Origin of the sequence: Parabacteroides johnsonii DSM 18315 (genome assembly GCF_025151045.1) — a bacterium.
Taxonomy (GTDB): Bacteria; Bacteroidota; Bacteroidia; order Bacteroidales; family Tannerellaceae; genus Parabacteroides; species Parabacteroides johnsonii.
The window spans coordinates 1,081,233-1,107,688 of sequence record NZ_CP102285.1; the positions used below are offsets into that span (position 1 = coordinate 1,081,233).

At 48.3% G+C, this 26,456-nt stretch carries 19 protein-coding genes; all 19 read left to right on the forward strand.

Going from position 1 to position 26,456, the window contains the following annotated elements; all coding sequences use genetic code 11:
- Nucleotides 1-94: 94 nt before the first annotated feature.
- The 19 genes from NQ564_RS04470 (at nucleotide 95) to nhaA (ending at nucleotide 26,454) form a co-directional block, all read left to right on the forward strand.
- Nucleotides 95-1,258 (forward strand): efflux RND transporter periplasmic adaptor subunit, encoded by a 1,164-nt coding sequence (locus NQ564_RS04470; RefSeq protein WP_008148446.1) that lies wholly within the window; start codon nucleotides 95-97, stop codon nucleotides 1,256-1,258.
- A 5-nt stretch (nucleotides 1,259-1,263) separates the two neighbouring features.
- On the forward strand, nucleotides 1,264-4,416 hold the full coding sequence (locus NQ564_RS04475) for an efflux RND transporter permease subunit (RefSeq protein WP_008148448.1): 3,153 nt from the start codon (nucleotides 1,264-1,266) through the stop codon (nucleotides 4,414-4,416).
- Nucleotides 4,394-5,839 carry a TolC family protein gene (locus tag NQ564_RS04480; RefSeq protein ID WP_008148450.1) on the forward strand — a complete coding sequence of 482 codons (1,446 nt, stop codon included), beginning with the start codon at nucleotides 4,394-4,396 and terminating at the stop codon, nucleotides 5,837-5,839. Before NQ564_RS04475 ends, NQ564_RS04480 begins: the two co-directional genes overlap by 23 nt.
- Before the next feature lie 125 nt (nucleotides 5,840-5,964).
- The gene (locus NQ564_RS04485) at nucleotides 5,965-7,497 is read left to right on the forward strand and encodes a carbon-nitrogen hydrolase family protein (protein ID WP_008148451.1); all 1,533 of its coding nucleotides are present in this window, start codon (nucleotides 5,965-5,967) and stop codon (nucleotides 7,495-7,497) included.
- Nucleotides 7,498-7,665: 168 nt separating this feature from the next.
- A complete protein-coding gene (locus NQ564_RS04490; protein WP_008148453.1) occupies nucleotides 7,666-9,777 on the forward strand; it encodes a KamA family radical SAM protein in 2,112 nt (703 codons plus the stop codon).
- A gap of 43 nt (nucleotides 9,778-9,820) precedes the next feature.
- Nucleotides 9,821-10,354 carry a ferredoxin domain-containing protein gene (locus NQ564_RS04495; RefSeq protein ID WP_008148455.1) on the forward strand — a complete coding sequence of 178 codons (534 nt, stop codon included), beginning with the start codon at nucleotides 9,821-9,823 and terminating at the stop codon, nucleotides 10,352-10,354.
- A 3-nt stretch (nucleotides 10,355-10,357) separates the two neighbouring features.
- Nucleotides 10,358-11,314, forward strand: coding sequence for a hypothetical protein (locus NQ564_RS04500; RefSeq protein ID WP_008148457.1), 957 nt, complete (start codon nucleotides 10,358-10,360; stop codon nucleotides 11,312-11,314).
- A gap of 21 nt (nucleotides 11,315-11,335) precedes the next feature.
- On the forward strand, nucleotides 11,336-12,715 hold the full coding sequence (radA, locus tag NQ564_RS04505) for a DNA repair protein RadA (RefSeq protein ID WP_008148458.1): 1,380 nt from the start codon (nucleotides 11,336-11,338) through the stop codon (nucleotides 12,713-12,715).
- Between the two features lie 12 nt (nucleotides 12,716-12,727).
- Entirely contained in the window at nucleotides 12,728-13,711 is a 984-nt protein-coding gene (locus tag NQ564_RS04510; protein ID WP_021862304.1) for a hypothetical protein, read from the forward strand.
- The gene (locus NQ564_RS04515; RefSeq protein WP_008148463.1) at nucleotides 13,708-14,406 is read left to right on the forward strand and encodes a hypothetical protein; all 699 of its coding nucleotides are present in this window, start codon (nucleotides 13,708-13,710) and stop codon (nucleotides 14,404-14,406) included. The genes NQ564_RS04510 and NQ564_RS04515 overlap by 4 nt, the downstream gene beginning before the upstream one ends.
- A gap of 2 nt (nucleotides 14,407-14,408) precedes the next feature.
- Nucleotides 14,409-16,013, forward strand: a complete 1,605-nt coding sequence (locus NQ564_RS04520) for an NAD(P)/FAD-dependent oxidoreductase (RefSeq protein ID WP_021862305.1) — start codon at nucleotides 14,409-14,411, stop codon at nucleotides 16,011-16,013.
- Between the two features lie 499 nt (nucleotides 16,014-16,512).
- Nucleotides 16,513-17,484 carry an IS30 family transposase gene (locus NQ564_RS04525; protein ID WP_227963160.1) on the forward strand — a complete coding sequence of 324 codons (972 nt, stop codon included), beginning with the start codon at nucleotides 16,513-16,515 and terminating at the stop codon, nucleotides 17,482-17,484.
- Nucleotides 17,485-17,787: 303 nt separating this feature from the next.
- Nucleotides 17,788-19,143 (forward strand): T9SS type B sorting domain-containing protein, encoded by a 1,356-nt coding sequence (locus NQ564_RS04530; RefSeq protein WP_008148469.1) that lies wholly within the window; start codon nucleotides 17,788-17,790, stop codon nucleotides 19,141-19,143.
- Nucleotides 19,121-20,098: a lytic transglycosylase domain-containing protein gene (locus NQ564_RS04535; RefSeq protein ID WP_008148471.1), complete on the forward strand. Its 978-nt coding sequence runs from the start codon at nucleotides 19,121-19,123 to the stop codon at nucleotides 20,096-20,098. The genes NQ564_RS04530 and NQ564_RS04535 overlap by 23 nt, the downstream gene beginning before the upstream one ends.
- A gap of 15 nt (nucleotides 20,099-20,113) precedes the next feature.
- On the forward strand, nucleotides 20,114-22,963 hold the full coding sequence (gene uvrA, locus NQ564_RS04540) for an excinuclease ABC subunit UvrA (RefSeq protein WP_008148473.1): 2,850 nt from the start codon (nucleotides 20,114-20,116) through the stop codon (nucleotides 22,961-22,963).
- Complete coding sequence (locus NQ564_RS04545) at nucleotides 22,960-23,178, forward strand: hypothetical protein (RefSeq protein ID WP_008148475.1); 219 nt, start codon at nucleotides 22,960-22,962, stop codon at nucleotides 23,176-23,178. Before uvrA ends, NQ564_RS04545 begins: the two co-directional genes overlap by 4 nt.
- 3 nt (nucleotides 23,179-23,181) lie before the next feature.
- A complete protein-coding gene (locus tag NQ564_RS04550; protein ID WP_008148477.1) occupies nucleotides 23,182-23,790 on the forward strand; it encodes an IMPACT family protein in 609 nt (202 codons plus the stop codon).
- A gap of 48 nt (nucleotides 23,791-23,838) precedes the next feature.
- Nucleotides 23,839-25,032 (forward strand): cation:proton antiporter, encoded by a 1,194-nt coding sequence (locus tag NQ564_RS04555; protein WP_008158194.1) that lies wholly within the window; start codon nucleotides 23,839-23,841, stop codon nucleotides 25,030-25,032.
- A 72-nt stretch (nucleotides 25,033-25,104) separates the two neighbouring features.
- The gene (gene nhaA, locus NQ564_RS04560; protein WP_008148480.1) at nucleotides 25,105-26,454 is read left to right on the forward strand and encodes a Na+/H+ antiporter NhaA; all 1,350 of its coding nucleotides are present in this window, start codon (nucleotides 25,105-25,107) and stop codon (nucleotides 26,452-26,454) included.
- Nucleotides 26,455-26,456 lie beyond the last annotated feature (2 nt).

Below are 26,456 nucleotides of genomic sequence, written 5' to 3' on the forward strand. Positions count from 1 at the left end.
GCCGGTATGCGGGATGTTTTGTCGTATCCCTGATATTGCACGCTTTATCATATGTATAATTATAACCTAAAAATAAACTAATCAGAAACGATTTATGACGAGAAGATTATTTTTTAACTATTTACCTTTTTTATTTTTAATAGCCAGCTTTTTTACCTCTTGTAACCGGAGCCATGAAAAAAAATCCGGAAGTAAAAACAATACGCTGGTGGTGAAGCTGGCAGCTACGAGTATTGAAGTGGCCCAATCGTATGTAGCCGATGTGCAGGCTGTCCAGTTTGTGGAAATCAAACCGAAAGTGGAAGGGTTCGTTGAAGATGTCCTGGTTGACGAAGGAGAGCACGTGAAGAAGGGACAGGTCTTGTTCAAGCTTTCCTCTGCCGAACTGTATGAGGAGGTTAAAGAAGCGCAGGCCAACTATAAGCAGGTGCAGGCCGAGTTGAAAATGGCGGAAGTCGAAGCGGACCGTGTAAAGCGCTTGGTGGAAAAGGACATCATTTCGCCGATCCGCTTGGAACAGGCATTGGCGGAAGCCGATGTCGCCCGTTTGCGGGTACAGCAGGCTAAATCGCGTTTGCTTCGTGCGGAAACGAATTATTCATATACGACCATCACGTCTCCTTTTGAAGGATATGTGGACCGCATACCGTTTAAGGTCGGTAGCTTGGTCACGCCGTCCAGCTTGTTGACCTCCCTGACGGATGTTTCGGAAATGTTTGCCTATTTCAAGATTAACGAGAAAGAATATCTCGAATATAAACGTACGCAGTTGAGCGGAGTGGAGCAACCGGAGTATAATAACCTGGAATTGATCCTGTCGGATCAGACAACCTATCCGTACAAAGGAACGGTCGAAACCGTAGAAGGTGATTTTGAACGTGGTACGGGTTCCATTGCTTTTCGTGCGCGTTTTGCCAATCCGGACCGCCTGTTGCGACATGGTGTTTCGGGTAAAATCCGTATGCTGACAGAAATGGAAGACGTGATATTGGTCCCGCAACGTTCGACATTCGAGATTCAGGATTTTACTTACGTGTATACCGTTGATGAAGAAGGCAAAGTGAGTGTTCGCAGTTTCGAACCACTCTCCCGTCATGGTGCCTATTATGTAACGAAAGACCTGCCTGACAATACACTGATCGTTTATGAAGGAGTTCAGCAAGTGAGTGACGGAATGGTTATTACGCCTGAAATTGTGGATACTGAAACGGTCCGTAAACAATTGGAATTGTCTGATGAAGTCGAAAATAATAAGTAAGCCGTATGTTTGAGATATTCATCAGACGCCCGATTCTGTCTGGTGTCATTTCTGTTGTGATTGTTTTTCTGGGTTTGTTGGCTATTACCTCTTTGCCGATTACCCAGTTTCCCGATATTGTTCCGCCTTCCGTTACGGTGACGGCCCGTTATACGGGAGCCAATGCCGATGTGATGGCTAAAACTGTGGCGACTCCCTTGGAACGTGCTATCAATGGTGTGCCTGGAATGACCTATATGACGACCGTTTGTACGAACGACGGTATGTCGCTGACGACGATCTATTTCAAAGTAGGAACCGATCCGGATGTCGCTTCCGTGAATGTGCAAAACCGTGTGACGACAGTCCTCGACGAACTTCCCGAAGAAGTGATCCGTGCCGGTGTGATTACCGAGAAAGAGGTAAACAGTATGTTGATGTATCTGAACATCATGAGTACGGACAGTTCGCATACCGAGAAGTTCGTGTACAATTTCGCCGATATCAATATCCTGCGTGAGCTGAAGCGAATCGACGGTGTCGGTTTTGTCGAGATTATGGGGAGCCGCGATTATGCGATGCGTGTGTGGCTGAACCCTAACCGACTGGCAGCCTATAATATGTCGCCGCAGGAGGTGACAGCCGCTATCCGTTCGCAAAACATCGAAGCGGCTCCGGGTAAGACCGGTATCAGTTCGGATAAGATTCCGCAGCAGTTACAGTATGTATTGCAATATAGCGGGAAGTTCAGCACTCCCGAAGAATATGGGGAGATCGTGTTGAAGGCGTTACCGGATGGTTCGGTCCTCCGGTTGAAGGATGTGGCGACGATCGAATTCGACTCGGAAGATTATAATATGATTTCCATGACCGACGGCAAGCCCTCGGCCTCTATCATGATCAAGCAGCGTCCGGGTTCGAATGCTCGAGAGGTGATCCAGAATATCAAAGCCAAGATGGAGGAAATCAAGGAAAGCAGTTTTGCTCCCGGAATGGATTATAATATATCGTATGATGTTTCGCGATTTCTGGACGCTTCGATTTCGGTTGTGCTCCGGACGCTGTTGGAAGCCTTTTTGCTGGTGTTTATCGTGGTATATTTGTTCCTGCAGGATTTCCGTTCGACGTTGATTCCGGCGATAGCCGTTCCTGTTTCGCTTGTCGGGACTTTCTTCTTCATGCAGATGTTGGGCTTCTCCATCAATATGCTGACGTTGTTCGCGCTGGTACTGGCAATCGGTATCGTGGTTGATAATGCCATTGTTGTGGTGGAGGCGGTGCATGTGAAGATGCACAACGAGAAACTTCCACCGGCAAAAGCCACCGAAGCTGCCATCCGTGAGATCGGTGGGGCGATTATTGCCATTACCCTGGTGATGTCTGCCGTATTCGTCCCGGTAGGCTTTATGTCTGGTACGGTCGGTATTTTCTACCGTCAGTTCTCATTGACGCTGGCGGTGGCGATTGTCATTTCGGGTGTGAATGCCCTGACGCTGTCTCCTGCACTCTGCGCCTTGATGCTGAAGCCTGTCTCGCGTGACAAAAAGGTGAAGAAAAGTTTGTTGGCGCGTTTCTTCGACGGATTCAATAAGCGCTACGATCATCTGGAACGCCGTTATAAGATCAATCTGCGTTTGTTCCTGAACAGACGTTTCCTGACGTATGCGACGTTGATTGTTTTCTGCCTGGCAACATGGGGTATGACGTTTGTGCTGCCTTCGGGCTTTATTCCCAATGAAGATCAGGGAATGATTTATGTGAACGTCGATGCACCTCCCGGAGCGACCCTCGAACGTTCGGAGGCTGCTTTGAGCAAAGTGCAGGCCGCCTTGTTGCCATTGGAAGAAGTGGAAACAGTTTCCACATTGGCAGGCTATAGTTTAATGACGGAGACGGAAGGAGCCAGCTTCGGCATGGGGATGATCAACCTGAAACCTTGGAATGAACGTGAACAGACAGCTGAAGAGCTGATGCGCGTCTATGCCGACCGTGTGTCGCATATCAAGGATGCGGATATCCAGTTCTTCCTCCCGCCGACGGTTCCCGGTTTCGGTAATGCCAGCGGTTTCGAACTTCGTTTGCAGGATAAGACTGCTGGGACATTTGCCGAATTGGACGAGGTGGCCAAATCGTTTGTGGCCAAACTGAATGCCGATCCCCGTCTGTCGGGTGTCACATCCGGTTTCAATCCGAACTTCCCGCAATATCTGCTGCGGGTCGATCTGGCCAAAGCGGCAAAATTAGGAATCGATGTGAACGAGTCGATGGAAACTTTGCAATCATACGTCGGGAGTTTCTATTCTTCCAACTTCGTCCGTTTCGGGCAAATGTACAAGGTAATGTTGCAGGCTGCTCCCGAATATCGTATGAATCCGGAGGATCTGTTCGGCTTGTATGCTAAAAATAAAGAGGGAAATATGGTTCCGTATTCCAACTTCATGACAATGGAACGCGTATACGGTCCGAGCCAGATTACCCGTTACAACCTGTTTACTTCGGCCATGATTACCGGTGAACAGGCACCGGGAGTCAGCTCGGGTGAAGCCTTGGAAGCCGTAGAGGAGATTGCTGCCGAAGTGTTGCCGCGCGGCTACGATATAGAATGGTCCGGTGTTGCCCGCGAAGAGAAAGAATCCGGTGGACAATCCTTGGTTATTTTCGCGATCTGTCTGGTCTTCGTCTATCTTCTTCTGGCGGCCCAGTATGAAAGCCTTTTGCTGCCGCTTCCGGTTATCCTCTCACTTCCGGCGGGTGTGTTCGGATCATTCCTTTTGCTGTATGCGGTGGGACTGGAAAATAATATTTATGCCCAAGTGGCATTAGTGATGCTGATCGGTCTCTTGGGCAAGAATGCGATCCTGATTATCGAGGTGGCGAACCAGTGCCGCAAAGAAGGTGTCAGTATTATGGGAGCGGCCATCCAGGGGGCTACCAGCCGCTTGCGTCCGATCCTGATGACCTCTTTTGCCTTCATTAGCGGTTTGATCCCGTTGGCGATAGCCAGTGGCGCTGGTGCTTTGGGCAATCGCTCCATCGGGACGGCAGCGGCTGGAGGTATGCTGATCGGTACGTTCGTGGGGATCTTCCTGATACCGGGGCTTTATGTGATATTTGAATCGTTGGCAACTTACTTAAAGGAAAAGAAACAAAAAGCAAATGAAGAAGAATATGAGTATTAAGATAATCGCTGCAGCTTGCCTGTGTGCCGCGATCGGCCTTACTGCTTGCAAGGCTCCGCAGCTTTCTCCGGACGGGGAACGTGCCGCACTGCCGGAAGGAGATGGGCATACCTATGACACTGCATTTGTAAAGCCGTTGGAGTGGAATGTGTTTTTCCAGGATTCCATCTTGCAGGGATACGTGGAGGTCGCTTTGAAGAATAACCATTCGTTCAAGCAAAGCATGGAACGGGTGACGATGAGCCGGGCCAACCTGCAACGGGCAAAAGGCTTACTGTTGCCGGAGGTTGGTCTCGGTATCGGGGCTTCGGTCAACCGTTTCGGTGAATATACAATGGACGGCGTGGGGAACAGCGAGACTAATGTTCCTTCCCTGTCGAAAGACAAACATATCCCGGACCCTTACCGCGATTTCGGACTTTTTCTGAATTTCCAGTGGGAAGCGGATATATGGGGGAAGCTGACACGTAAGAAACAGGCGGCTGCAGCCCGCTGGATGGCTTCGGTCGAGGCAACCCGTTTTGCGCAGTCGGTCCTGATTTCCGAATTAGCTGTCCACTATTATGAACTGATCGGTTTGGATAAGCGCCGGGATGTGTTGGAAGAGGCCCATATCAGTTCCAAACGTTCGTACGAGTTGACTCGCCAGTTGAAGAAGGAGGGAGCTGAGACGCAGTTGGCTGTCGACCAGTTTCATGCCCGTATGCTACTGATAGAAAGCAAACTGTTGGAAAATGACCAACTGATCGGGGAGAAAGAGCGTGCGATAGCCTGTCTGTTAGGTGTCTTTCCGTTTGAAATCAGGCGTATGAGTTTTGAAGAACTGCGTCAGATCCCTTTTCCGCTTTCAGACGGTGTTCCGGCGAATATGCTGACCTTGCGTCCTGACGTGCGGGCCGCCGAGATGGAATTGTTGGCTTCAAAGGCGGATGTGATGGCGGCTAAAGCGGCTTTCTACCCTTCGTTGGTGCTGGGTGCGGGAGGCGGCTTCAATAGCTTTGACGTGGGCAAATGGTTTACTGCACCTGCTTCGCTGGTCTACGACCTGGCAGCAGGGATTACTGCGCCTATTTTCCAGCGGAACCAGATTCGTTCGATGTGGGAGGAGGCGCGTGCTTCGCAACGGATTGCCTTGTCGCAATATCATGAAACGGCCTTGAAAGCTTATACGGAAGTATTGGATTTGTATTGTGCCGGCTTGAACCAAGTGGAGCGTGTACGCCTGAAAGAGGTGGAAACCGTAGCCCACCAACGTTCGGTCACCAATGCCAATGAGCTTTTCAAGTTGAACTATGTCGGCTTCCTCGAAGTGCTCTCCGCCAACGAACGTTATCTGGATAGCGAGTTGGAACGTATCGACATCATCACCGACCTTTGCCGGAAAAAGATCCTTCTCTACCGGGCGTTGGGCGGTGGTTGCTAAAGCTTTTAGACGAAAAGACGGATGTAGAAGGTTTGCATCCGTCTTTTTGGCTATCATGGAATTTTTGTTTCATCCAGATGAAACTTTTTATACTTTTGCATCGTTCTTAAAAACTGAAATGAGAAATGGAACATGCTCCTAAGATTAACAAAGTAGAGGTCCGCACTTTGCAGATGGCGGACTACCGACAATTATCTCAATCTTTTACAAGAGTTTATTCAGACGGCTCGGATGTGTTTTGGACACGTGAGCAAATCAAGAAGTTAATCACTATTTTCCCGGAAGGGCAGGTGGTTACGGTCGTGGATGATAAGATCGTGGGGTGCGCCTTGTCTATCATCGTCGATTACGACAAGGTAAAGAACGACCATACTTACGCCTTTGTTACTGGAAACGAAACCTTTAATACGCATAATCCAAAAGGCAATATCCTGTATGGAATAGAGGTCTTTATCCATCCCGATTACCGGGGCCTGCGTTTGGCACGGCGTATGTATGATTATCGGAAGGAATTGTGTGAAAGCCTGAATTTGAAAGCGATTATGTTCGGCGGACGTATCCCGAATTATCATAAATATGCGGATACGATGCGCCCGAAGGAATATATTGATAAGGTCCGTAAAAGAGAAATTTATGATCCGGTGCTGACTTTTCAAATATCGAATGATTTCCATGTTCGTAAAGTGATGACGAATTATTTGCCGAACGATGAGGAATCCAAACATTATGCGACTCTGTTGCAATGGGACAACATTTATTATCAGCCGACTCCGGAAATAGTTTCGACCAAGACGACTGTTCGCGTCGGCCTTGTCCAGTGGCAGATGCGGCCTTACAAGGGGCTCGATGACGTGTTCGAACAGGTGGAATTTTTCGTGGATGCCGTGTCTGATTATAAGAGCGATTTTATACTTTTCCCCGAATACTTCAATGCCCCTTTGATGGCTAAGTTCAATCACATGAGCGAGTCGGAAGCGATTCGTGAGCTGGCGAAATACACGGACGAGATGCTGAATCGTTTCATCAACTTGGCGATCAGCTACAACATCAATATCATTACCGGGAGCATGCCGTTGATCAAAGACGACGGGTTGTATAACGTCGGTTTTCTCTGTCGCCGCGACGGTAGTTATGAGACGTACGAGAAAGTGCATATCACGCCCGATGAAGCGAAGAGCTGGGGACTTTCCGGCGGTAAGATGGTGCAGACTTTCGAAACGGACTGTGCCAAGATCGGTGTCCTGATCTGCTACGATGTCGAATTTCCAGAACTGTCGCGTATCATGGCGGACCAGGGGATGCAGATTCTGTTTGTGCCCTTCCTTACCGATACGCAGAACGCCTATTCGCGTGTCCGTGTTTGTGCGCAGGCACGTGCGATCGAAAACGAATGCTTTGTCGTCATAGCAGGTAGTGTCGGCAACTTGCCCCGCGTCCATAATATGGATATTCAGTATGCACAGTCAGGTGTTTTCACTCCGTGCGATTTTGCTTTTCCGACAGACGGTAAAAGAGCTGAGGCGACTCCGAATACGGAAATGATCCTGGTGTCGGATGTGGACCTCGATTTGCTGAATGAGTTGCACACGTACGGAAGTGTCCGCAATTTGAAAGATCGCCGGCACGACCTGTATGAAGTGAAGATGAAGCGGAAGTAGCAGAAAGATGGAGAATAGGTTTCTTGTTTTGTCATTTTGTTGTGATTTGCAAGACTTATAAGATGTTTTATAAGTAACATGCTTTTGATGGTGGGAGAAAAATGTTATATTTGTAGACAGATGACTTCAAAATAACATTCAATAATCCTTCCTAAAAAATATTTGCTTATGATTAAAAGAAGATTACTTTCGTATGACATTTCGCAATTGACAAAAGCATTTAAAAAAGATTTTCCCCAACTGGTAACGATGGCGGAAGAAAGTGAGAGCGCAGCGCTTTTTAAAGAAGCCTTGCGCTCTTTTGTTTCTTCCCGTATTGACAGGACGGTTGGTGGGAGCAATATGGGAAATGTCGTGGCGAAGCGTATTTTTCTGTTGATCGAACATGACGGTATGATGGTCTCCGAGCTTTCGACAGGTGAGGAGATACCAGTACGGACGATTACCTGCCTGTGGCAGTTCTTGGCCGGGAAGCTGGAGGAAGATGTTTCGCCGGACTTCTTTATCGACCTGTACCGGCAATTCGAATTGCTGGAGAAGCCGGAGGAAATCGTTCCGGACCGTTCGCTTGTCAAACGGCAGATGAACCGTTGGCCGACCGGACTGGACGAGGAGGTGATGGCGATCCGTCACTCCAACAAAGAGCGAATCATTGCTGGGTTGATATGTAAGATCGAACGGTGTCATGCCCCGACCTCTCGGTTCCAGTTTACGGAAGAGATGAGCTATGCCGAGAAATACGTCAAAGTGCAGGAATGGTGGAATACTGGCCGTTTCCATCTTGCGATGGCTTTCAAAAGCCCGACGGAACTGAACTATTTTCTTGGCGGTTCCCTGTCGGCTGGAACGATGGACCTGTTGGCACGTGCCCGTAAGAAAGGCATGCCGTTTTTTGTGACTCCTTATTACCTTTCCCTGCTGAACACGAATACAAGCGGATATGACGATGCAACCATCCGCTCTTATATCCTTTATTCGGAAGAGCTGGTCGATACATACGGCCGGATCAAGGCGTGGGAGAAAGAAGATATTGTCGTGTCCGGACAGCCAAATGCCGCAGGGTGGTTGTTGCCGGAAGGACACAACATACACCGTCGTTATCCGGAAGTGGCGATCTTAATCCCCGATTCGATGGGGCGTGCCTGTGGCGGGCTGTGTGCTTCCTGCCAGCGGATGTATGATTTCCAAAGCGAGCGTTTGAATTTTGATTTCGAATCCTTGAAACCAAAGGAGGCATGGGATAAGAAACTGCGTCGGTTGATGCGCTATTTTGAAGAGGATGCGCAGCTCAGGGATATCTTGATTACTGGAGGTGACGCGTTGATGAGTCAGAACGCGACGCTCTGTAACATACTTGATGCCGTCTATAAGATGGCGGTCCGAAAACGAAAAGCTAACGAGAGTCGTCCCAAAGGGGAGAAGTACGCTGAGTTACAACGGGTCCGCTTGGGGTCTCGCCTGCTTGCCTACTTGCCTCTCAGAATCACGGACGAACTAGTCGACATCTTGAGGAGTTTCAAAGATAAAGCCTCACGTGTCGGTGTTACGCAGTTTATTATCCAGACACATTTTCAATCCCCGTTGGAGGTCACGCCGGAAGCAAAAAAGGCGATCGAGGCGATTCTCTCCGCCGGTTGGATCATCACCAACCAGATGGTCTACACCGTTGCCGCTTCTCGGCGTGGGCATGCGGCAAAACTTCGTCAGACGTTGAATGCGATGGGGGTGGTGTGCTATTACACTTTTTCGGTTAAGGGTTTTCACGAGAACTATGCCGTGTTCACTCCCAATAGCCGTTCTTTACAGAAACAGCAAGAAGAGAAAATTTTCGGCCTTATCCCCAAAGAGAAGCAGAAGGAACTGTATCGGCTGATCCGCTATGAGCGACCCTTAGGAAAGAAATTGTCCGGTTTTTTAAAAGAGAACCATCTTCTTTTTGCTGCCACCGACCGTAGTGTGTTGAATCTTCCTGCCATCGGCAAAAGCATGACTTTTCGGACGGTCGGTTTGACGCCTGAGGGGAAGCGTATCCTGAAATTCGACCACGACACTGGACGCCGTCACAGCCCGATTATCGATCGGATGGGAGAAGTCTACATCGTTGAGAACAAGTCCGTCGCCGCCTACCTGCGCCAGTTACAGGATATGGGTGAAGATGTGCGGGAGTATATCAGTATTTGGAATTATTTCGAGGGGGTGACTGAACTTCGTTTCAGTATTTACGAATACCCCGACTATCCATTTGATGTTACAGAAAAGATGACAAATCTTGAACTATAAAACGAGTAATTATTATCTTTGTTCGTGCTAAACCAATATTAAAATGATACAGAACGAAAGAGAAATACGACACGAGCATGTGTTACAGGCTGTTCGTCAGATGATGACAGCCGCCCGGACAGCTCCGAAAGGGAAAGGCATCGATATTATTGAAGTGGCGATGGTGACGGATGAAGATATCAAACACCTTTCCGAAGAATTAGTTATCATGTCCGGCGAAACCGGTTTGAAATTCTTTCTGCGTGATGCCGACAATATCCTTCAGGCTGAAGCCATCATGATTGTTGGTACGCGTCAGCAGGTGCAGGGCTTGAATTGCGCTCACTGTGGATTCCCGACTTGCGTGGAGAAGCCGGAAGCCGTTCCTTGTGCGATCAATTCGGTGGACTTGGGTATTGCGATCGGTTCAGCTTGTGCCACGGCTTCGGATTTGCGTCTGGATACGCGCGTGATGTTTAGCGCCGGTCTGGCTGCACAGCGTTTGGGGATGTTGGGCGATTGTAAGTGCGTGATGGCGATCCCGGTGAGCGCGTCGTCGAAAAATCCGTTCTTTGATCGAAAACCAAAAACAGAGTAAGTCATGATAAAGTTTGATAACAAACTCGAACTGCGATACTACTTCAGTGACAAGTCCAACTACATGGATGCCATGATCAAACACCGTTCGGAAAAAGAGGTACTCTCGCTTGTCCGGACGTTGGCAGACATGCTGGATATCAAGATGACGGTTTATTGCGAGTCTTTTGCTCAGCAGGAGGGATTCCGCGAAATCTGGTCGGTGGCAGGTGAGAACAGCCGTTTGATTTCCGTCCTTCTCAACTTATTTATGCAAGTGTGGGCACGTCCGTCCCTTTTGGTCGGCGGGCAGCCGGCCCAGGATCGTTCGGCGGCCGACGAGGAAAAGATGCAGCGCGAAATAGCCTTATTGCGTACGAATCTTAGGAAAAAATCGCCTGGCATAACCGTTACGCGCGAATTGGTGGAGTTGCTGAGCGCCTCGCCTCGCGTCTGCAAATGCAAATCGAATTTTTACGAAGCTGTGCGTGGCTATCCGAAGGTGACGAAGTTCACCTTGCGCGAACTGAACGAAAACAACCGTAGCCGTTCGGGATCGTTGGAGGTCAAATGCGAACAATTCGACTATTACATCCTCCGTTCCGACGAGCTGCCTTCGGTCAAAGACAACAAGGCGACGATAGAAATCATCTCGCCTGTGCTGAAAGACGCTCGTTACCGTTGGAAAGGCATCTACAACAAAGGAGGCGAAACGATCGACTTCTATATGTGCGATGAAGACTTTAAGAAAGATATGTTCGATGAAAAGATTGTCTTCAAGAGCGGTATGTGTATTGATTGCGTGCTGGAGATACAGCGGAAGATGAGCGAATTGGGTGAAGTGGTCAATATTAGCTATACGGTCGAAACTGTGATCCGTACCCGTTTCGATAAGATGGAAATCGTTACGCCGCAAGGAAAACGCCACCTGCGTAAGTTAGAGGCGGAGAAAAAGCAGTTGACACTCGATCTTTTCGGGTGATAAAACAAAGGTTGTAGAGGTATGGCAAAAGCAAAAACAGTATATGTCTGCTCCAACTGTGGGGCTGATTCTCCGAAATGGATCGGGAAATGTCCTTCTTGTGGGGAGTGGAACACGTATGTCGAGGAGATCGTGGCAAAAGAACCGGCCGGAAAGCGTGTCGGAACGGGATTTATCCGTCCTGATGGAGCCGGTCCTGTGCGTCCTGTACTGCTTCGGGACATCACTTCCGAAGAAGAAACGCGCATCGACCTTGGTGATCAGGAGTTGAACCGCGTCCTCGGTGGTGGCCTGGTGAAAGGATCACTGGTCCTGATCGGCGGCGAACCGGGAATCGGTAAGTCTACTCTTGTCCTGCAAACCGTCTTGGGACTGAAGGGACTCCGCACGCTTTATGTCTCCGGTGAAGAGAGCAGCCGCCAGTTGAAACTTCGTGCCGACCGCATCATGCATGAGAACCCGGATTGCTTCATCCTCTGCGAAACCAATCTTGAACAGATATTTGTCCAGACCCGTAACGTTCAACCTGATCTCCTGATTATCGACTCGATACAAACGATTTATACGGAGGTGGTCGAATCTTCTCCCGGAAGTGTATCGCAGGTACGTGAGTGTAGTGCTGCCATCCTGAAATATGCGAAAGAGAGTGGCACGCCCGTCCTCCTGATCGGCCATATCAATAAGGAAGGAAGCATTGCCGGGCCGAAGGTTCTTGAACATATCGTTGACACTGTCCTTCAGTTCGAGGGTGACCAGCATTATATGTACCGGATACTCAGGAGCATCAAGAACCGTTTCGGAAGTACGGCTGAATTAGGCATCTACGAGATGCGCCAAGACGGGCTTCGAGAAGTCAGTAACCCTTCCGAACTGCTATTGACGCAGAATCACGAAGGGCTGAGCGGAGTGGCTATTGCGGCGGCGATCGAAGGGATCCGTCCTTTCCTGATCGAGACGCAGGCGCTGGTGAGTTCGGCCGTTTACGGGACCCCACAGCGCAGCGCGACGGGGTTTGATCTCAGACGTATGAATATGTTGCTCGCGGTACTCGAAAAGCGTGCTGGGTTCAAGTTGATACAGAAAGATGTCTTTTTGAATATTGCCGGCGGACTAAAGGTGAACGATCCGGCGATCGACTTGGCGGTGATCAGTGCGGTTCTTTCTTCCAGTCTCGACATTTCAATCGAACCGGGTATCTGTATGTGCGGCGAGGTGGGACTTTCGGGCGAGATCCGTCCGGTGAACCGCATCGAGCAGCGTATCCTGGAAGCGGAAAAATTAGGTTTCTCGCGCATTATCATCCCGCACAATAACCTGAAAGGCTTCGACACGTCCAAGTGCAAGATGCAAATTGTGCAAGTGCGCAAGGTAGAAGAGGCTTTCCGGCAATTGTTCGGATAAGTTTATATGTATATGAATAAAAGTGTTGTTTATCTATTTGTGAGTATTTTCTTCCTGTTTATAAGCTGCGAGTACCAGTTAGGGGAGAATTTTATGGATTTTGAAAAGCGGCAGGTCGATTCGGTCGCGATGAGTGTGGACTTCTATGGCCCGTTTATCCATGATGTGGAAAACGGAACCTTTGTGGTGGAAAACAGTGGTGATGCTGTTTGCCAGATCGATCCGTTGCCCGGATTCGAAATTGAGAAACAGATCATCCGCTTGGGTGAAATGGTCTGGGAAAGCAATGGGACACAGTGTGATTTCCGGTTGGATGTAGACCTGATACCGAATGGTTCTTATGAATTGTCGTGCGAGATTATTGCCCGTATGAACAGCGGGACGGTTGCCGGGCAGGTCGGGATTGAACATTATGTGGAAAAGCGCAGTTGGCCTCTCAAGGTAAATGCGCGTACCGAGACGGAACTTCCTTTGCTGTATCGGGTGAATGAAGAAGGACTGATTGAAATCTCTTGGGAGGTGGATGAGGCGTTTCGTGACGGGTTCGATCATTACCGGATTGAGTTTACTACGCTGAAGAAGGGGGCTAATTATATCTATACTACGAGAAGGTCGGATTTTGATATTCATTCATATGCCGATAAACGATATGCCGGTGAGAAAGGAACATACAAGGTCTATCTCTATTTCAAAGCGGAAGCCGACCGTCCCCGTTCGCTCGGATCGCTTGACTTGGAGCAGGCCAAACCGCAGGTTCAGGTAGAATATAGGACAAAGAACCGCGTACGTCTGTCTTGGACGTATCCTTACCGTTCGGCAGTCGATGTCGTCTACGGAGGTGAAGTTGTGGCGGAAAAGGTGACGGATGGCATGACGGAGTTTTCTCTTGCCGGACAGGAAGCAGGCATGGTTGAGTTGCGTTTCTCTCCCGTCGATAATTGGGGATATGAGAATGCTAATTATACGTTTAACCTTGAAAACTACCCGAAGAGATGAAAAAGGTATTGTTGTTTATAGCCCTGCTGTTCTTCTTCGGTCGTCTTGGGCAGGCTCAGTCGCTGACAGTCGAATATAATATCGGGCATGGCTCGTACCAGATGTCCGATATGGAGGATTTTTTGAATAGGATGGAACTTCCCGTAAGCAATGCGCAGGTTACGGATAATTTCCCCGGTTATGTGACACAGGAAACCCGTGTCGGGCTTGAATGGAGCCGCCATCATGCGGGAGTTCTTTTCAACTATATGAATACGGCAGGTAAGAAAGGGATAACGGATTATTCCGGTTCTTGCAACTTCGAGTTGCGCAACAAAGGATATAAGTTCGGAGCCTTTTACCGTTTCCGTTTGGTTAAGGAAGAAATTAGTATCTTTACATTCGAACCGTACATACAGTTTTCGGCGGGTGTCGTGCTGAACAAAGTGCACGAGGCAAATCGTCTGTTTATCGAATCCGTTCCCACAGCCGGATATCTGCAGGAAGGTCATTTTTCCAGCAAGAATTTCTTTGTGGAGCCTGCTTTCGGTATCAAGTTCGGTCTGTGCCGTCACGTCGCGCTGAATGTGAACATTGCTTATGAATGGGATGCCGTAAAGCAGAACCTTAAGAGCCGATATTCGGATTTTAAAGTGGACTGGAGCGGATACAGGGCGCAGGCCGGTTTGATTTTTTATTTGAATTTAAAGAAATAACGATGATACAAGAATTACAACTTCGTATACTGCCCGAAGAGGCAGTCAGCGAACAGTCGTTGAAGCAGGTGGTAGCCCGTGAAACGGGAACATCTGTCCCGCACATTCACGCTGTCCGTGTGCTGAAGCGTTCCATCGATGCACGTCAGCGGACTATCTTTGTGAATGTCAAGCTGCGTGCTTTTATTGATGAGGTGCCGGATGAACCGGAATTCCGGTCGGTGGAATATAAAGACGTGTCGGCCGGGAAACCTGTCGTGGTGGTAGGAGCGGGACCGGGTGGTTTGTTTGCCGCCCTTCGCCTGATAGAGCTTGGCCTGCGTCCGGTCGTGATCGAACGCGGGAAGAACGTGCGCGAACGTAAAAAGGATATCGCCTTGATCAGTCGCGAGCATAAAGTGGACGAAGAATCCAACTACAGCTTCGGAGAAGGGGGAGCCGGGGCCTATTCTGATGGCAAGCTTTACACTCGCAGTAAGAAGCGGGGTTCGGTCGATAAGATTCTGAATGTTTTCTGCCAGTTCGGGGCGAGTACCTCGATCTTGGCTGATGCCCATCCGCATATCGGTACGGATAAGTTACCGCGTGTGATCGAGAATATCCGCGAGCAGATCATCCGTTGTGGCGGGGAAGTTCGTTTCGAGACACGAATGGACGCCTTGGTTATCCGAGGGGAGGAAGTCATAGGGGTTGAAACGAATACGGGCGAAAGTTTTTTAGGGCCGGTCATTCTGGCAACGGGCCATTCCGCCCGCGACGTGTATCGCTACCTCCATGACCGGCAAATCCCGATCGAGGCCAAAGGCATTGCTGTCGGTGTCCGGCTGGAACATCCGCAGATGTTGATCGACCAGATACAATATCATCGCAAGGAAGGCAGAGGCAACTATCTGCCGGCAGCCGAATATAGCTTTGTGGCGCAGTCCGGCGGGCGTGGAGTCTATTCTTTTTGCATGTGTCCCGGTGGATTCGTTGTCCCGGCAGCAAGCGGTCCTCGGCAGGTAGTGGTCAACGGAATGTCTCCTTCCAATCGTGGTTCCCGCTGGTCGAACTCCGGCATGGTGGTGGAGGTACGTCCGGAAGACTATACTTCGCTAATGAATAATGAAGAATTAATAATGAATAATGGAGAGAGGGTAGAGTCGGATTCTCCATTAGCGTTGATGGCTTTCCAAGAACGTTTGGAAGAACTTTGCTGGCTGAACGGTGGGATGAAGCAAACCGCCCCTGCACAACGAATGGTTGATTTCGTGAATAAGAAAAACTCTTTCGATCTCCCCGAATCCTCTTATACGCCCGGCCTGCTGGCATCTCCGCTGCATTTCTGGATGCCGGAGTTCGTCACCGGTCGCTTGCGCGAGGGCTTCCGCCATTTCGGTAAAGTCTCCAAAGGCTTCCTGACCAACGACGCAGTAATGATCGGGGTGGAAACCCGTACCTCTTCTCCCGTCCGTATCTTGCGCGACAAGGAAAGCTACCAGCATATAACCTTGAAAGGCCTTTTCCCTTGCGGCGAAGGTGCCGGCTATGCAGGCGGAATCGTTTCTGCCGCTATTGATGGTGAACGGTGTGCGGAAGGGGTTGCCGGATATTTATCCCTTGTTTAAAACATATATGTTTTGAATGCGAAACATAGGTGTTTTGGAATCAAAGCATATATGTTTTAAAATGGATACCTGTCGCTATCCAAATGGGTAGGCATCCCTTTTCAAACAGATAGGTACTTTCTTCCAAAAAGCCTAGTACCTTTTCCCAAATAGGCTATAGGCTTTTGATGAATAGCCTATAGCCTGTAATTTTTCCCTTTTAGGCTATTATTTATGCGTGAATCATTCTTCTGAAATTGTAGAAGAGGCTAGTGTGTGACAACTGTGGATATTGTATGGTATAAAAGCAATGGTTTTTGAAGGATTGAAGTCCGGATAATACAATAAAAATGCAAATTCAACTTAGAAGTGCAACTTCGCAGTGTGTTTCCCATGAAAAAACCACTGCGGGTTTGCCCCAGCGGCAGGGGTGCATAGCCCCTGAGAGCGTAGAATCAATTAGCAATACAATAAAAAAGGAGACCGAAGTCTCCTTAGGATTAATTATTTTTGTATTGTTATGAAGTATAAACAATTAACCCGTGAGCAAAGATATGCAATATCTTTGGGACTAAAAGAAGGTAAGACCCAAAAAGCGATAGCTCTTCAAATAGGAGTGTCGGCCAGTACGGTAAGTCGTGAGCTCAGACGCAATAAAAGTCATCGTGTTTATAGTTATAGCCTTGCGGATGAGATGTCGCGCGAACGGCGTGAACGTCTCCCCGGCAATCGTAAAATTCCTAGCGCCATAGAAAAAGAGGCGTTGCGTTTGTTGGTAGAAGAAGATTGGTCTCCCATGCAAATATCCGGTTATTTGAAGAGGAAAGGGTATAAGATCTCCCATGAGACCCTCTATAGACGTATACGTGCGGACTTTAGTGGTGAGCTTGCTTCCCATTGTCGTCACAAGATGAAGTATCGTCGGCATATATCCCGTCTTTGTCCTACAAAAGTCACGAACATCCCCAACCGCACGAGTATCCGCGAACGCCCTTTGGAAGCGGATGACACCCGCTTCGGCGACTGGGAGATGGATCTTATCGTTGGCAAGGGGGGCAAAGGGGCGATCCTTACCTTAACCGAGAGGTCAAGCAACTTATTGCTGATGGAAAAGCTGCCCGATGGCAAGAAGGCAGCTTCCCTGCCGAGAGTGGTGAACCGTCTTCTGTTCCCTTATAGGGGCAAAGGCGTTAGGACCATAACGACGGATAATGGCGGCGAGTTTGCCTGCCATGAACTCATAGAGAAAAAGTTAAGAGCTACCGTCTATTTTACGGACAGTTATTGCTCTTGGCAAAAAGGGGCTATAGAGAATGCCAATAAGCTGGTTAGGCAGTACATCCCAAAAGGCACTGATTTTAATACGGTGAGCGACCGTTTCGTCATGGAGATACAGAAGAAGATCAACTGTAGGCCTCGGGAAAAGCTGGGCTTCAGAAGCCCCAAAGAGTATTTTTTCGAGAAATGGGAGCAACAAAAACGGGTGGTATAAATACCACCCGTACAAAAAGCCTTACTAATCATAGCCTGGCTTTGGTCAATAATTCTTTTTGTTTTTGCTGTCAAGGTTTCGGTTTCTTTTCATAGTTAGGGTTTTGATATGCACAAATGTAAACGATTATTTTAAAGTTTGCAAATCTTTATTGATTTTTCTTTTAATAATGACGATTTTTGGATGAATTTCATTTTTATGACTATAATTGCACTTGCTTGTTGACTCTACCTAATACAATAAAAAGGCATTTATCTCCGTATAAATCCGTATAAAATAGTAATTTTGTAAGCTAATTAGGTTATGTATATGCTAAGAACGGAAATTAGGAAACTGGGAGGATTGATTTGTTTCTTGTTTGTGGTGTTGGCCATTCAGGCACAGCAATATACGGTTACAGGAGGAAGTGGAACCCCTTATTTGTTGGAAAATCCAGGGAATCGTATACGGATTTATCTGGTGTATGGAATGGAGAATGTGGAGATTAGCTATACATCCTCGTCAGCCAATCATCAATGGTATCGATATAAGCAAAAGGCCTTGGACCGGGAGCCCGTTTCATGTGAACAGAACGGGGCGACATCCGTTATCCGGAATATAGAGGAGGATGCCGGATATTATGTGGAGGACCCGGCTTCCGGCTTGAATGGTTGGTATGTGTGGATTATCGATTATAGTAAATACGCTTTTAATGTCGAGCGTATTACAGTCAAAGGGAATTGTGACGGCTTTTGGCTGGAAGGTTCTCCTGCTGTCCCGGTTATGTATTATTATACCCCGTCGGGAAGCCGGATGACGGTGAAGCGGGAGTTCGATGTTGCGTATCAAACATTGGAGTGGTCTGAAGACAACAAGTATTTTTCGCCTAAGAACGTGCAAAGAGTATTGACGGAAGGACCATATTCGGTAAAGATAAGCGATAACAATACAATTCCGTTGTGCGATACGGAAGTCACTCTTTCCGGTGATCAGTTTGCAAAACATTTTGGAGTGGAGAAATCGATCACCTCGGATACCTACCAGGCGGTGGCCGTAGAGGTGCATGTCGATACGACGTTTATGATGGATAATGCGGAGAATATGACAGCGGGAGACGGGGAATATATTTCCGCTCCGGCAACGGTCACTTTTCGGGCGTATGCCAATGATCCGGTAGCGACGCTGTATACCTGGAAGATATATAGGAGCGACCAGGAAAACGGAGCTGAGAATCCGCTGGTGGAATATAGGGATGAGGAGATCGATTATACGTTTACGGAGAAAGGTGATTATACGGCGGTTGCCACTGTCAGCAACGCGACGGGAGAATGCGAGGCGGTCTCCAATTCTATTGAAATCAAGATTGCTGAATCGGAACTTCAGATCCCGAACGCTTTTTCGCCCGGTACGACACCCGGTATCAATGATGAGTTTCGTGTCGCCTACAAATCGCTTGTGACCTATAAGTGCTGGATATTCAACCGGTGGGGGGTACAGATGTACCATTCTACTAACCCGGCTGAAGGGTGGGATGGCAAAAAAGGAGGAAAATATGTTGCTCCCGGTGTCTATTTTTATGTGATAGATGCAGTGGGATCGGATGGTATTAAATATAATAAAAAAGGTTCTATAAATATTCTTAGACCCAAGAAGATTGATGATGAAATTATTGAACAGTAATAGTATAGCCGGTTTTGTGGTGGGAAGTGCTGTGTGCCTGACCGCCTGCCTCTCCATTGGTTCGAGTGATTCGGAAAAAGTGAAAGAACAACGTCCGGTCGTTTCATCGGTGACCATGTCGCCTGATATTCCTTCTTCCGTCTCTTTTTGCGGAAAAGATATCGATTTGACGCGTTATAATATGCATGAAGGTTTTGACCGGGAATTGAGTAGCTTTACCTATTTCCATTCTACTACCATGCTGCTGATTAAGCGCGCAAACCGCTGTTTCCCGATCATCGAACCGATTCTGAAGGCTAACGGTATTCCGGACGATTTCAAGTATCTGGCGGTGATCGAGAGCCATCTCGATCCGCGTGTCTCATCGCCTGCACGGGCTGTAGGAACTTGGCAGTTGTTGGAAGGAACGGCCCGGCAGTACGGGTTGACGATAACACCTACGGTTGACGAACGTTGCGATGTGACAAAGGCGACCGAAGCAGCCTGTCGTTATCTGAAAGCGGCTTATGAAAAATATGGAGACTGGGCGATGGTCGCGTCTTCCTATAATGCCGGTATGGGACGTATTTCGGGAGAGCTTGTCAAGCAGGATGCAGACAGTTCGTTCGACCTCTGGCTGGTGGAGGAAACAACCCGCTATGTCTATCGTATCATGGCTATCAAGCAGATATTTGAAGCTCCTTATAAATATGGGTTCGTGCTAAGAGCGCAGGATCTGTATAAACCGATCGCATGCGAGAGTGTTGCCGTCTCGACGGATATTCAGGATTTGTCCGGTTTCGCCAAAAAGAATGGTATCACTTATGCCGATCTGAAACGTTTCAATCCCTGGTTGCGAGATCGTAAATTGCTGACGGCAGGAAAAACATATACGATCCGGATCCCGAAAGAATCTGATATGTATTATAAAACGCCTAACACCTATGTGCATAATCCGGCCTGGGTGGTGAAATAAGAAAACTGAAAAACGATGAAGGATAAGAATGCATTGGAAGGCGGCCGTATTTCCGTTTTAGGCGCGCGTGTCCATAATTTGAAGAATATAGATGTCGACATACCTCGTAACAAGCTCTCCGTAATTACCGGTATGAGCGGTAGTGGTAAATCGTCTTTGGCTTTTGATACGATTTTTGCGGAAGGGCAACGCCGTTATGTGGAGACGTTCTCCGCTTATGCGCGTAACTTCTTGGGAAATATGGAACGGCCGGATGTGGATAAGATCACTGGCCTGAGCCCTGTTATCTCGATCGAGCAGAAAACAACAAACAAGAATCCGAGATCTACAGTGGGGACGACTACCGAGGTTTATGACTTTTTCCGTCTGCTTTATGCAAGGGCGGGAGAGGCTTATTCGTATTTGAGTGGCGAGAAGATGGTGAAATACACCGAGGAGCAGACGCTGGAACTGATTATGAACCAGTATAAGGGGAAGAAGACCTACTTGCTCGCTCCGCTTGTCCGTAACCGTAAGGGACATTATAAAGAACTTTTCGAACAGATGCGGAAAAAAGGCTATCTGAATGTCCGGGTGGATGGTGAGATGAAGGAGATCTTTCATGGCATGAAGCTCGACCGGTATAAGATGCACAGTATCGAGGTTGTGGTCGATAAACTGATCGTTTCGGAATCGGACGAACGTCGTTTGAAAGAAAGCCTGCGTGTCGCTATGAAGCAGGGTGACGGCCTGGTACTCGTGCTGGATGCCGAGACGGACGAAGTGCGCCATTTCAGCCGTCGGCTGATGGATCCGGTGACGGGTTTGTCTTACAGCGAACCGGCTCCCCATAATTTCTCGTTCAACTCTCCGCAGGGTGCTTGCCCGAAATGTAAAGGATTGGGACAGGTCAATTTGTTGGACATGAACAAAATCGTCCCCGATACCTCGCTCAGCATTTACAGCGGTGGGATTGTGGCGTTGGGAAAATATAAAAACTCCCTGATATTTTGGCAGATCGAAGCTATTTGCGAGAAATATGGCGTAACGTTGAAGACCCCTATCAAAGATATCCCGGAAGAAGCGGTCGATGAGATCATGAACGGGACTGACGAACGTTTGCAAATTAAAAACGATTCGTTGGGCACTTCCAATTATTTCCTGTCGTATGAAGGTGTTGCCAAATATATCCTGATGCAGCAGGAGAGCGAGGCTTCTGCTTCCGCACAGAAATGGGCGGGACAGTTTATACGGATGACTACCTGCCCGGAGTGTAACGGGCAGCGGTTGAACAAGGAAGCGCTGCATTATAAGATAGCCGGAAAGAATATTGCCGAACTTTCGGCAATGGATATCTCTGAATTGTATGAGTGGTTGGAGGGTGTCGAGGAGCAGTTGAATCCTAAGCAGAGGCAGATTGCTGTCGAAATCTTGAAGGAGATCCGTTCACGTCTGAAATTCCTGTTAGATGTCGGATTGGACTATCTCGCGTTGAACCGTGCTTCGGCGACGTTATCGGGGGGCGAGAGTCAACGCATCCGTTTGGCGACCCAGATCGGTAGCCAGCTGGTCAATGTACTTTATATCTTGGATGAACCGAGTATAGGGTTGCACCAGCGGGATAACGTTCGTTTGATCAACTCGTTGAAAGAGTTGCGCGATACGGGTAACTCTGTTGTCGTGGTCGAGCACGACAAAGACATGATGTTGAATGCGGACTATGTGGTCGATATGGGGCCGAAGGCTGGTCGTTTAGGAGGAGAAGTTGTTTTTGCCGGAACTCCCGGAGAGATGTTGAAAGCTGACACACTTACTTCAGCCTACCTGAATGGGAAGACGGAGATTGCCGTCCCGAAAGAGCGGCGGAAAGGAAACGGACAGTTCATCACGATAAGAGGGGCGAGCGGGAATAATCTGCGGAATGTGGATGTCACGTTCCCGTTGGGTACGTTGATCTGTGTCACGGGGGTATCCGGCAGTGGAAAGTCTTCTTTGATCAACCGGACCCTGCAACCGATTCTCAGCCAGCATTTCTATCGCTCCTTGGAAGATCCGTTGCCTTACAAGTCGATCGAGGGGATAGACAATGTCGATAAGATAGTCAATGTAGACCAGTCCCCGATCGGGCGTTCGCCGAGAAGTAATCCGGCTACTTATACCGGGGTCTTTTCGGATATCCGTAATCTATTTGTGGATCTGCCTGAGTCGAAAGTGCGTGGCTACAAACCCGGACGTTTCTCGTTCAATGTTTCCGGTGGACGTTGCGAGACGTGCAAGGGGAACGGATACAAGACGATTGAGATGAATTTCCTGCCGGATGTGCTAGTCCCCTGTGAAGAATGTCATGGCAAGCGGTACAATCGGGAAACATTGGAAGTCCGTTTTCGCGGGAAATCCATTGCGGACATTCTGGATATGACAATCAATATGGCTGTGGAGTTTTTCGAGAATATCCCGTCGATCCTGTCGAAAGTGAAGGTATTGCAGGATGTAGGCCTGGGCTATATCAAGTTGGGGCAACCTTCCACGACTCTTTCCGGTGGTGAGAGCCAGCGTGTCAAATTGGCGACCGAACTGGCAAAGAAAGATACAGGCAAGACGCTTTATGTATTGGACGAACCGACGACCGGTCTTCATTTCGAAGATATACGGGTCTTGTTGGGTGTCCTGAACAAACTGGTGGATAAGGGCAATACGATCATCGTTATCGAACATAACCTCGATGTCATCAAATGTGCCGACTATCTGATCGACATGGGGCCTGAAGGCGGACGTAACGGTGGGCAGGTTCTTTTCACTGGAACTCCTGAAGAAATGGTAAAAGTGAAAACGAAGAGCTATACGGCTCCATTTTTGAAAGACGAATTAAAAAGCGATAAGAAATGAAGAATCCTATTCAGATGATTAAACAATGCGTGGAGAAGGAAGAACCTTACTTCTTGCTGCGCGGACAGGATTTGTGTGCGTTGAAGGCCATCGAAACCTATTATGAGGAGGTGAAGAAGCACGTGAAAGATCCTTATTTTATTGAGGAGATAGAAGAGATAATGAAAGATTTCCGGGCTTTCCGGGAAGAACAGGAAACTCATATACCGGATTAAAAGATGGCGGACGACAGTTACAAGACCATTAAGCAGGTAGCTGAAGGGTACTATACGGAGAAGCGCAGCCGCTTTATCTCGTATGCGATCCCGGTGCGTACGGTGGAAGAGGTGAAAGAGCAACTGGACAAATATCGTAAACAGTATTATGATGCCCGCCATGTCTGCTGGGCCTATATGTTAGGTCCCGAACGCCTAACTTTTCGTGCGAACGATGACGGCGAGCCTTCCTCTACTGCCGGAAAACCGATTCTGGGACAGATCAACTCGAACGGGTTGACAGATATCCTGATCGTCGTGATCCGCTATTTCGGCGGAATCGAATTGGGGACGAGCGGCTTGATTGTTGCCTACCGGACAGCCGCCGCCGAAGCAATAGCTGCTGCCGAGATAGAAGAGCGCACTGTTGATGAAGATATCACCATTGCGTTCGAATACCCTTATCTGAACGGAATCATGCGTATTGTCAAGGAAGAGAATCCAGTGATCGTCTCCCAAAAGTTTGAAATGGATTGTGAAATGACTCTTCGTATCCGCAAAGGAGAGGCCGAACGTTTGAAAGCGCGGTTATTAAAGGTGGAAAGTGCCTATATTCCCAGAACCGAATTTTAAGTAAGTTGTTATATTATTATAATTCTAAACAAAAACAATTTGTAAATAATGAAGAAGATTCTTTTATTTTCTTTTTTTCTGATGTTGGGATTGGTTGTATCTCAATTCCTGCCTGCGATGGTAGGTGAGGGGTATTCGTCGGTGAAGACGATCTCCAATACCCTGTTGTATGTCTGCCTGGCCTTTATCATGATAAATGTGGGGCGGGAGTTCGAAATGGATAAAAGCCGTTGGCGGTCCTATACCGAAGATTATTTTATTGCAATGGCGACGGCTGCTTTCCCCTGGATCTTCGTGGCGTTATATTATATGTTCGTGTTGCTTCCCGATATTTACTGGAACAGTGGAGAAGCTTGGAAAGAAAACCTTTTGTTGAGCCGGTTTGCAGCCCCGACTTCAGCCGGTATACTGTTTACAATGTTGGCGGCGGCAGGGTTGAAATCTTCCTGGGTATACAAGAAAGTGCAGGTATTGGCAATCTTCGACGACCTCGATACGATTCTGTTGATGATTCCTTTGCAGATTATGATGGTAGGCTTGCGCTGGCAGTTGGGCGTTATCATTCTGATTGTGATGGGCCTATTGATCATCGGATGGAGAAAGATGGGAAGTTATGATATGAGGCAGGACTGGAAGGCGATTCTTTTCTATGCTGTCCTTACCTGTGGAATCACGCAGGCTGTTTATTTGGTGTCTAAGTATTTCTATGGCGAAGATGCCAGCATTCATATCGAGGTCCTGTTACCTGCGTTTGTATTAGGTATGGTGATGCGACATAAGCATATTGATACGAAGGTTGAGCACAATGTGGCGACGGCTGTCTCATTCCTCTTTATGTTCTTGGTAGGAGTCAGCATGCCGGTCTTTTTCGGAGTGGACTTCGCCGCGCAGTCTGCAGAGGCGACAACGATAACCGGAGCACAGCCGATGATGTCCTGGCCGGTGATCATCCTGCATGTCGTGATTGTTTCGTTCCTGTCCAATATCGGGAAACTGTTCCCTCTGTTTTTCTACCGGGAAAGGCGGAAGCGCGAACGCCTGGCACTGTCGATCGGCATGTTTACACGCGGTGAAGTAGGGGCCGGGATTATCTTTATTGCGCTTGGCTACAATTTAGGAGGTCCTGCGCTTATGATTTCCGTGCTCACCATAGTGTTTAATTTAATTTTAACTGGTATATTTGTCGTGTGGGTTGAAAAACTGACCCGCAGCGCTTATGAGCTGGAGCAAGCTGGCAAATAGGCGGACAGTTGTTAGGAAAAACTCAGAGGGAAGCGGTTTGCACGCCGCTTCCCATAAATATTTAAATACCATATGGATAGAACCATCAACGTTATCCTTAAACCGTTGCGTCGTTTCGCTATGCAGAAACCGAACGCGAGTATCTTATTGTTCATGGCTACGATTCTTGCCATGTTATTCGCCAATTCGCCCTGGGCGGAGTCTTACCACAATATCCTGTCGCATCCGATTGATTTGAAGATAGGCAATTTCACACCGTTTATGCATCATGGAGAAGCGATGCCAATGTTGGCCTTTGTGAATGATGCTTTGATGGCGGTTTTCTTTTTTGTGATCGGATTGGAGATTAAGCAGGAAATTCTGATCGGGGAGTTGAGCTCGGTACGGAAAGCGCTGCTTCCGATTATTGCGGCCTGCGGCGGGATGATCGTTCCGGTATTGTTTTATTTTCTGGTTTGTCATTCGGCACCCGAAGTGCGAGGTGTGGCTATTCCGATGGCGACCGATATCGCCTTTGCACTGGCTGTTTTAGGGCTGTTGGGGAAACGGGTTCCGCTCAGTATGCGTATCTTCCTGACGGCATTGGCGGTGGTTGACGATATCGGCGGTATCATTATTATCGCTTTGTTTTATAGTGGTGAGATTGCGTTCGAGCCGCTTCTGGTTTCACTCGTCCTGCTGGCCTTGCTATATGTGGGGGGAAGGATGAGAGTGAATAACATTGCTTTCTATTATATAATAGGTTTCTTCGTGTGGATGCTGTTTCTTGAATCAGGTATTCATCCGACAATAGCGGGCGTACTGGTTGCATTCACCGTTCCGGCCCGTCCGGTTGTCAAGCTGGATGATTTCACTTGTGAAATGACCGGCTATCTGAATATGTTGGATTACACCGAAGTGCGTCATTCCCGGAAGGCGGCGGTTCTTTCGCCGACACAGATTCAGGTACTCAACAATATCCATTCGTTAGCGGACAAAACGATCAGTCCGTTGCAAAGTATAGCCGACAAGCTCCATCCGTTAGTCAATTATCTGATCCTGCCCCTTTTCGCCTTTGTTAACGCAGGTGTTACTTTCGGAGATATCGGGATCGGTGCGTTACCGGGAATCCCGTTGGCGGTATTCCTCGGCCTGTTTGTCGGAAAGTCGCTGGGCATATTCCTGTTCACTTATGTTTTTGTCCGTTTGCGTCTTGCAACGATGCCGGAAGGGGTGAGCAAACGGAACCTTTTCGGGGTGTCGATGTTGGGCGGTATCGGGTTCACGGTAGCCCTCTTTATCGCGAACTTGTCTTTCGCCGGGATGCCCGATATTGGAGCAGAGCTGTTGAATCAGGCAAAGTTGGGCGTATTTGCCGGTTCGTTTATTTCCGGTTTGTGCGGCTACTTGATATTAAAAAAAGTATTACCTAAAAAAGTATAGAG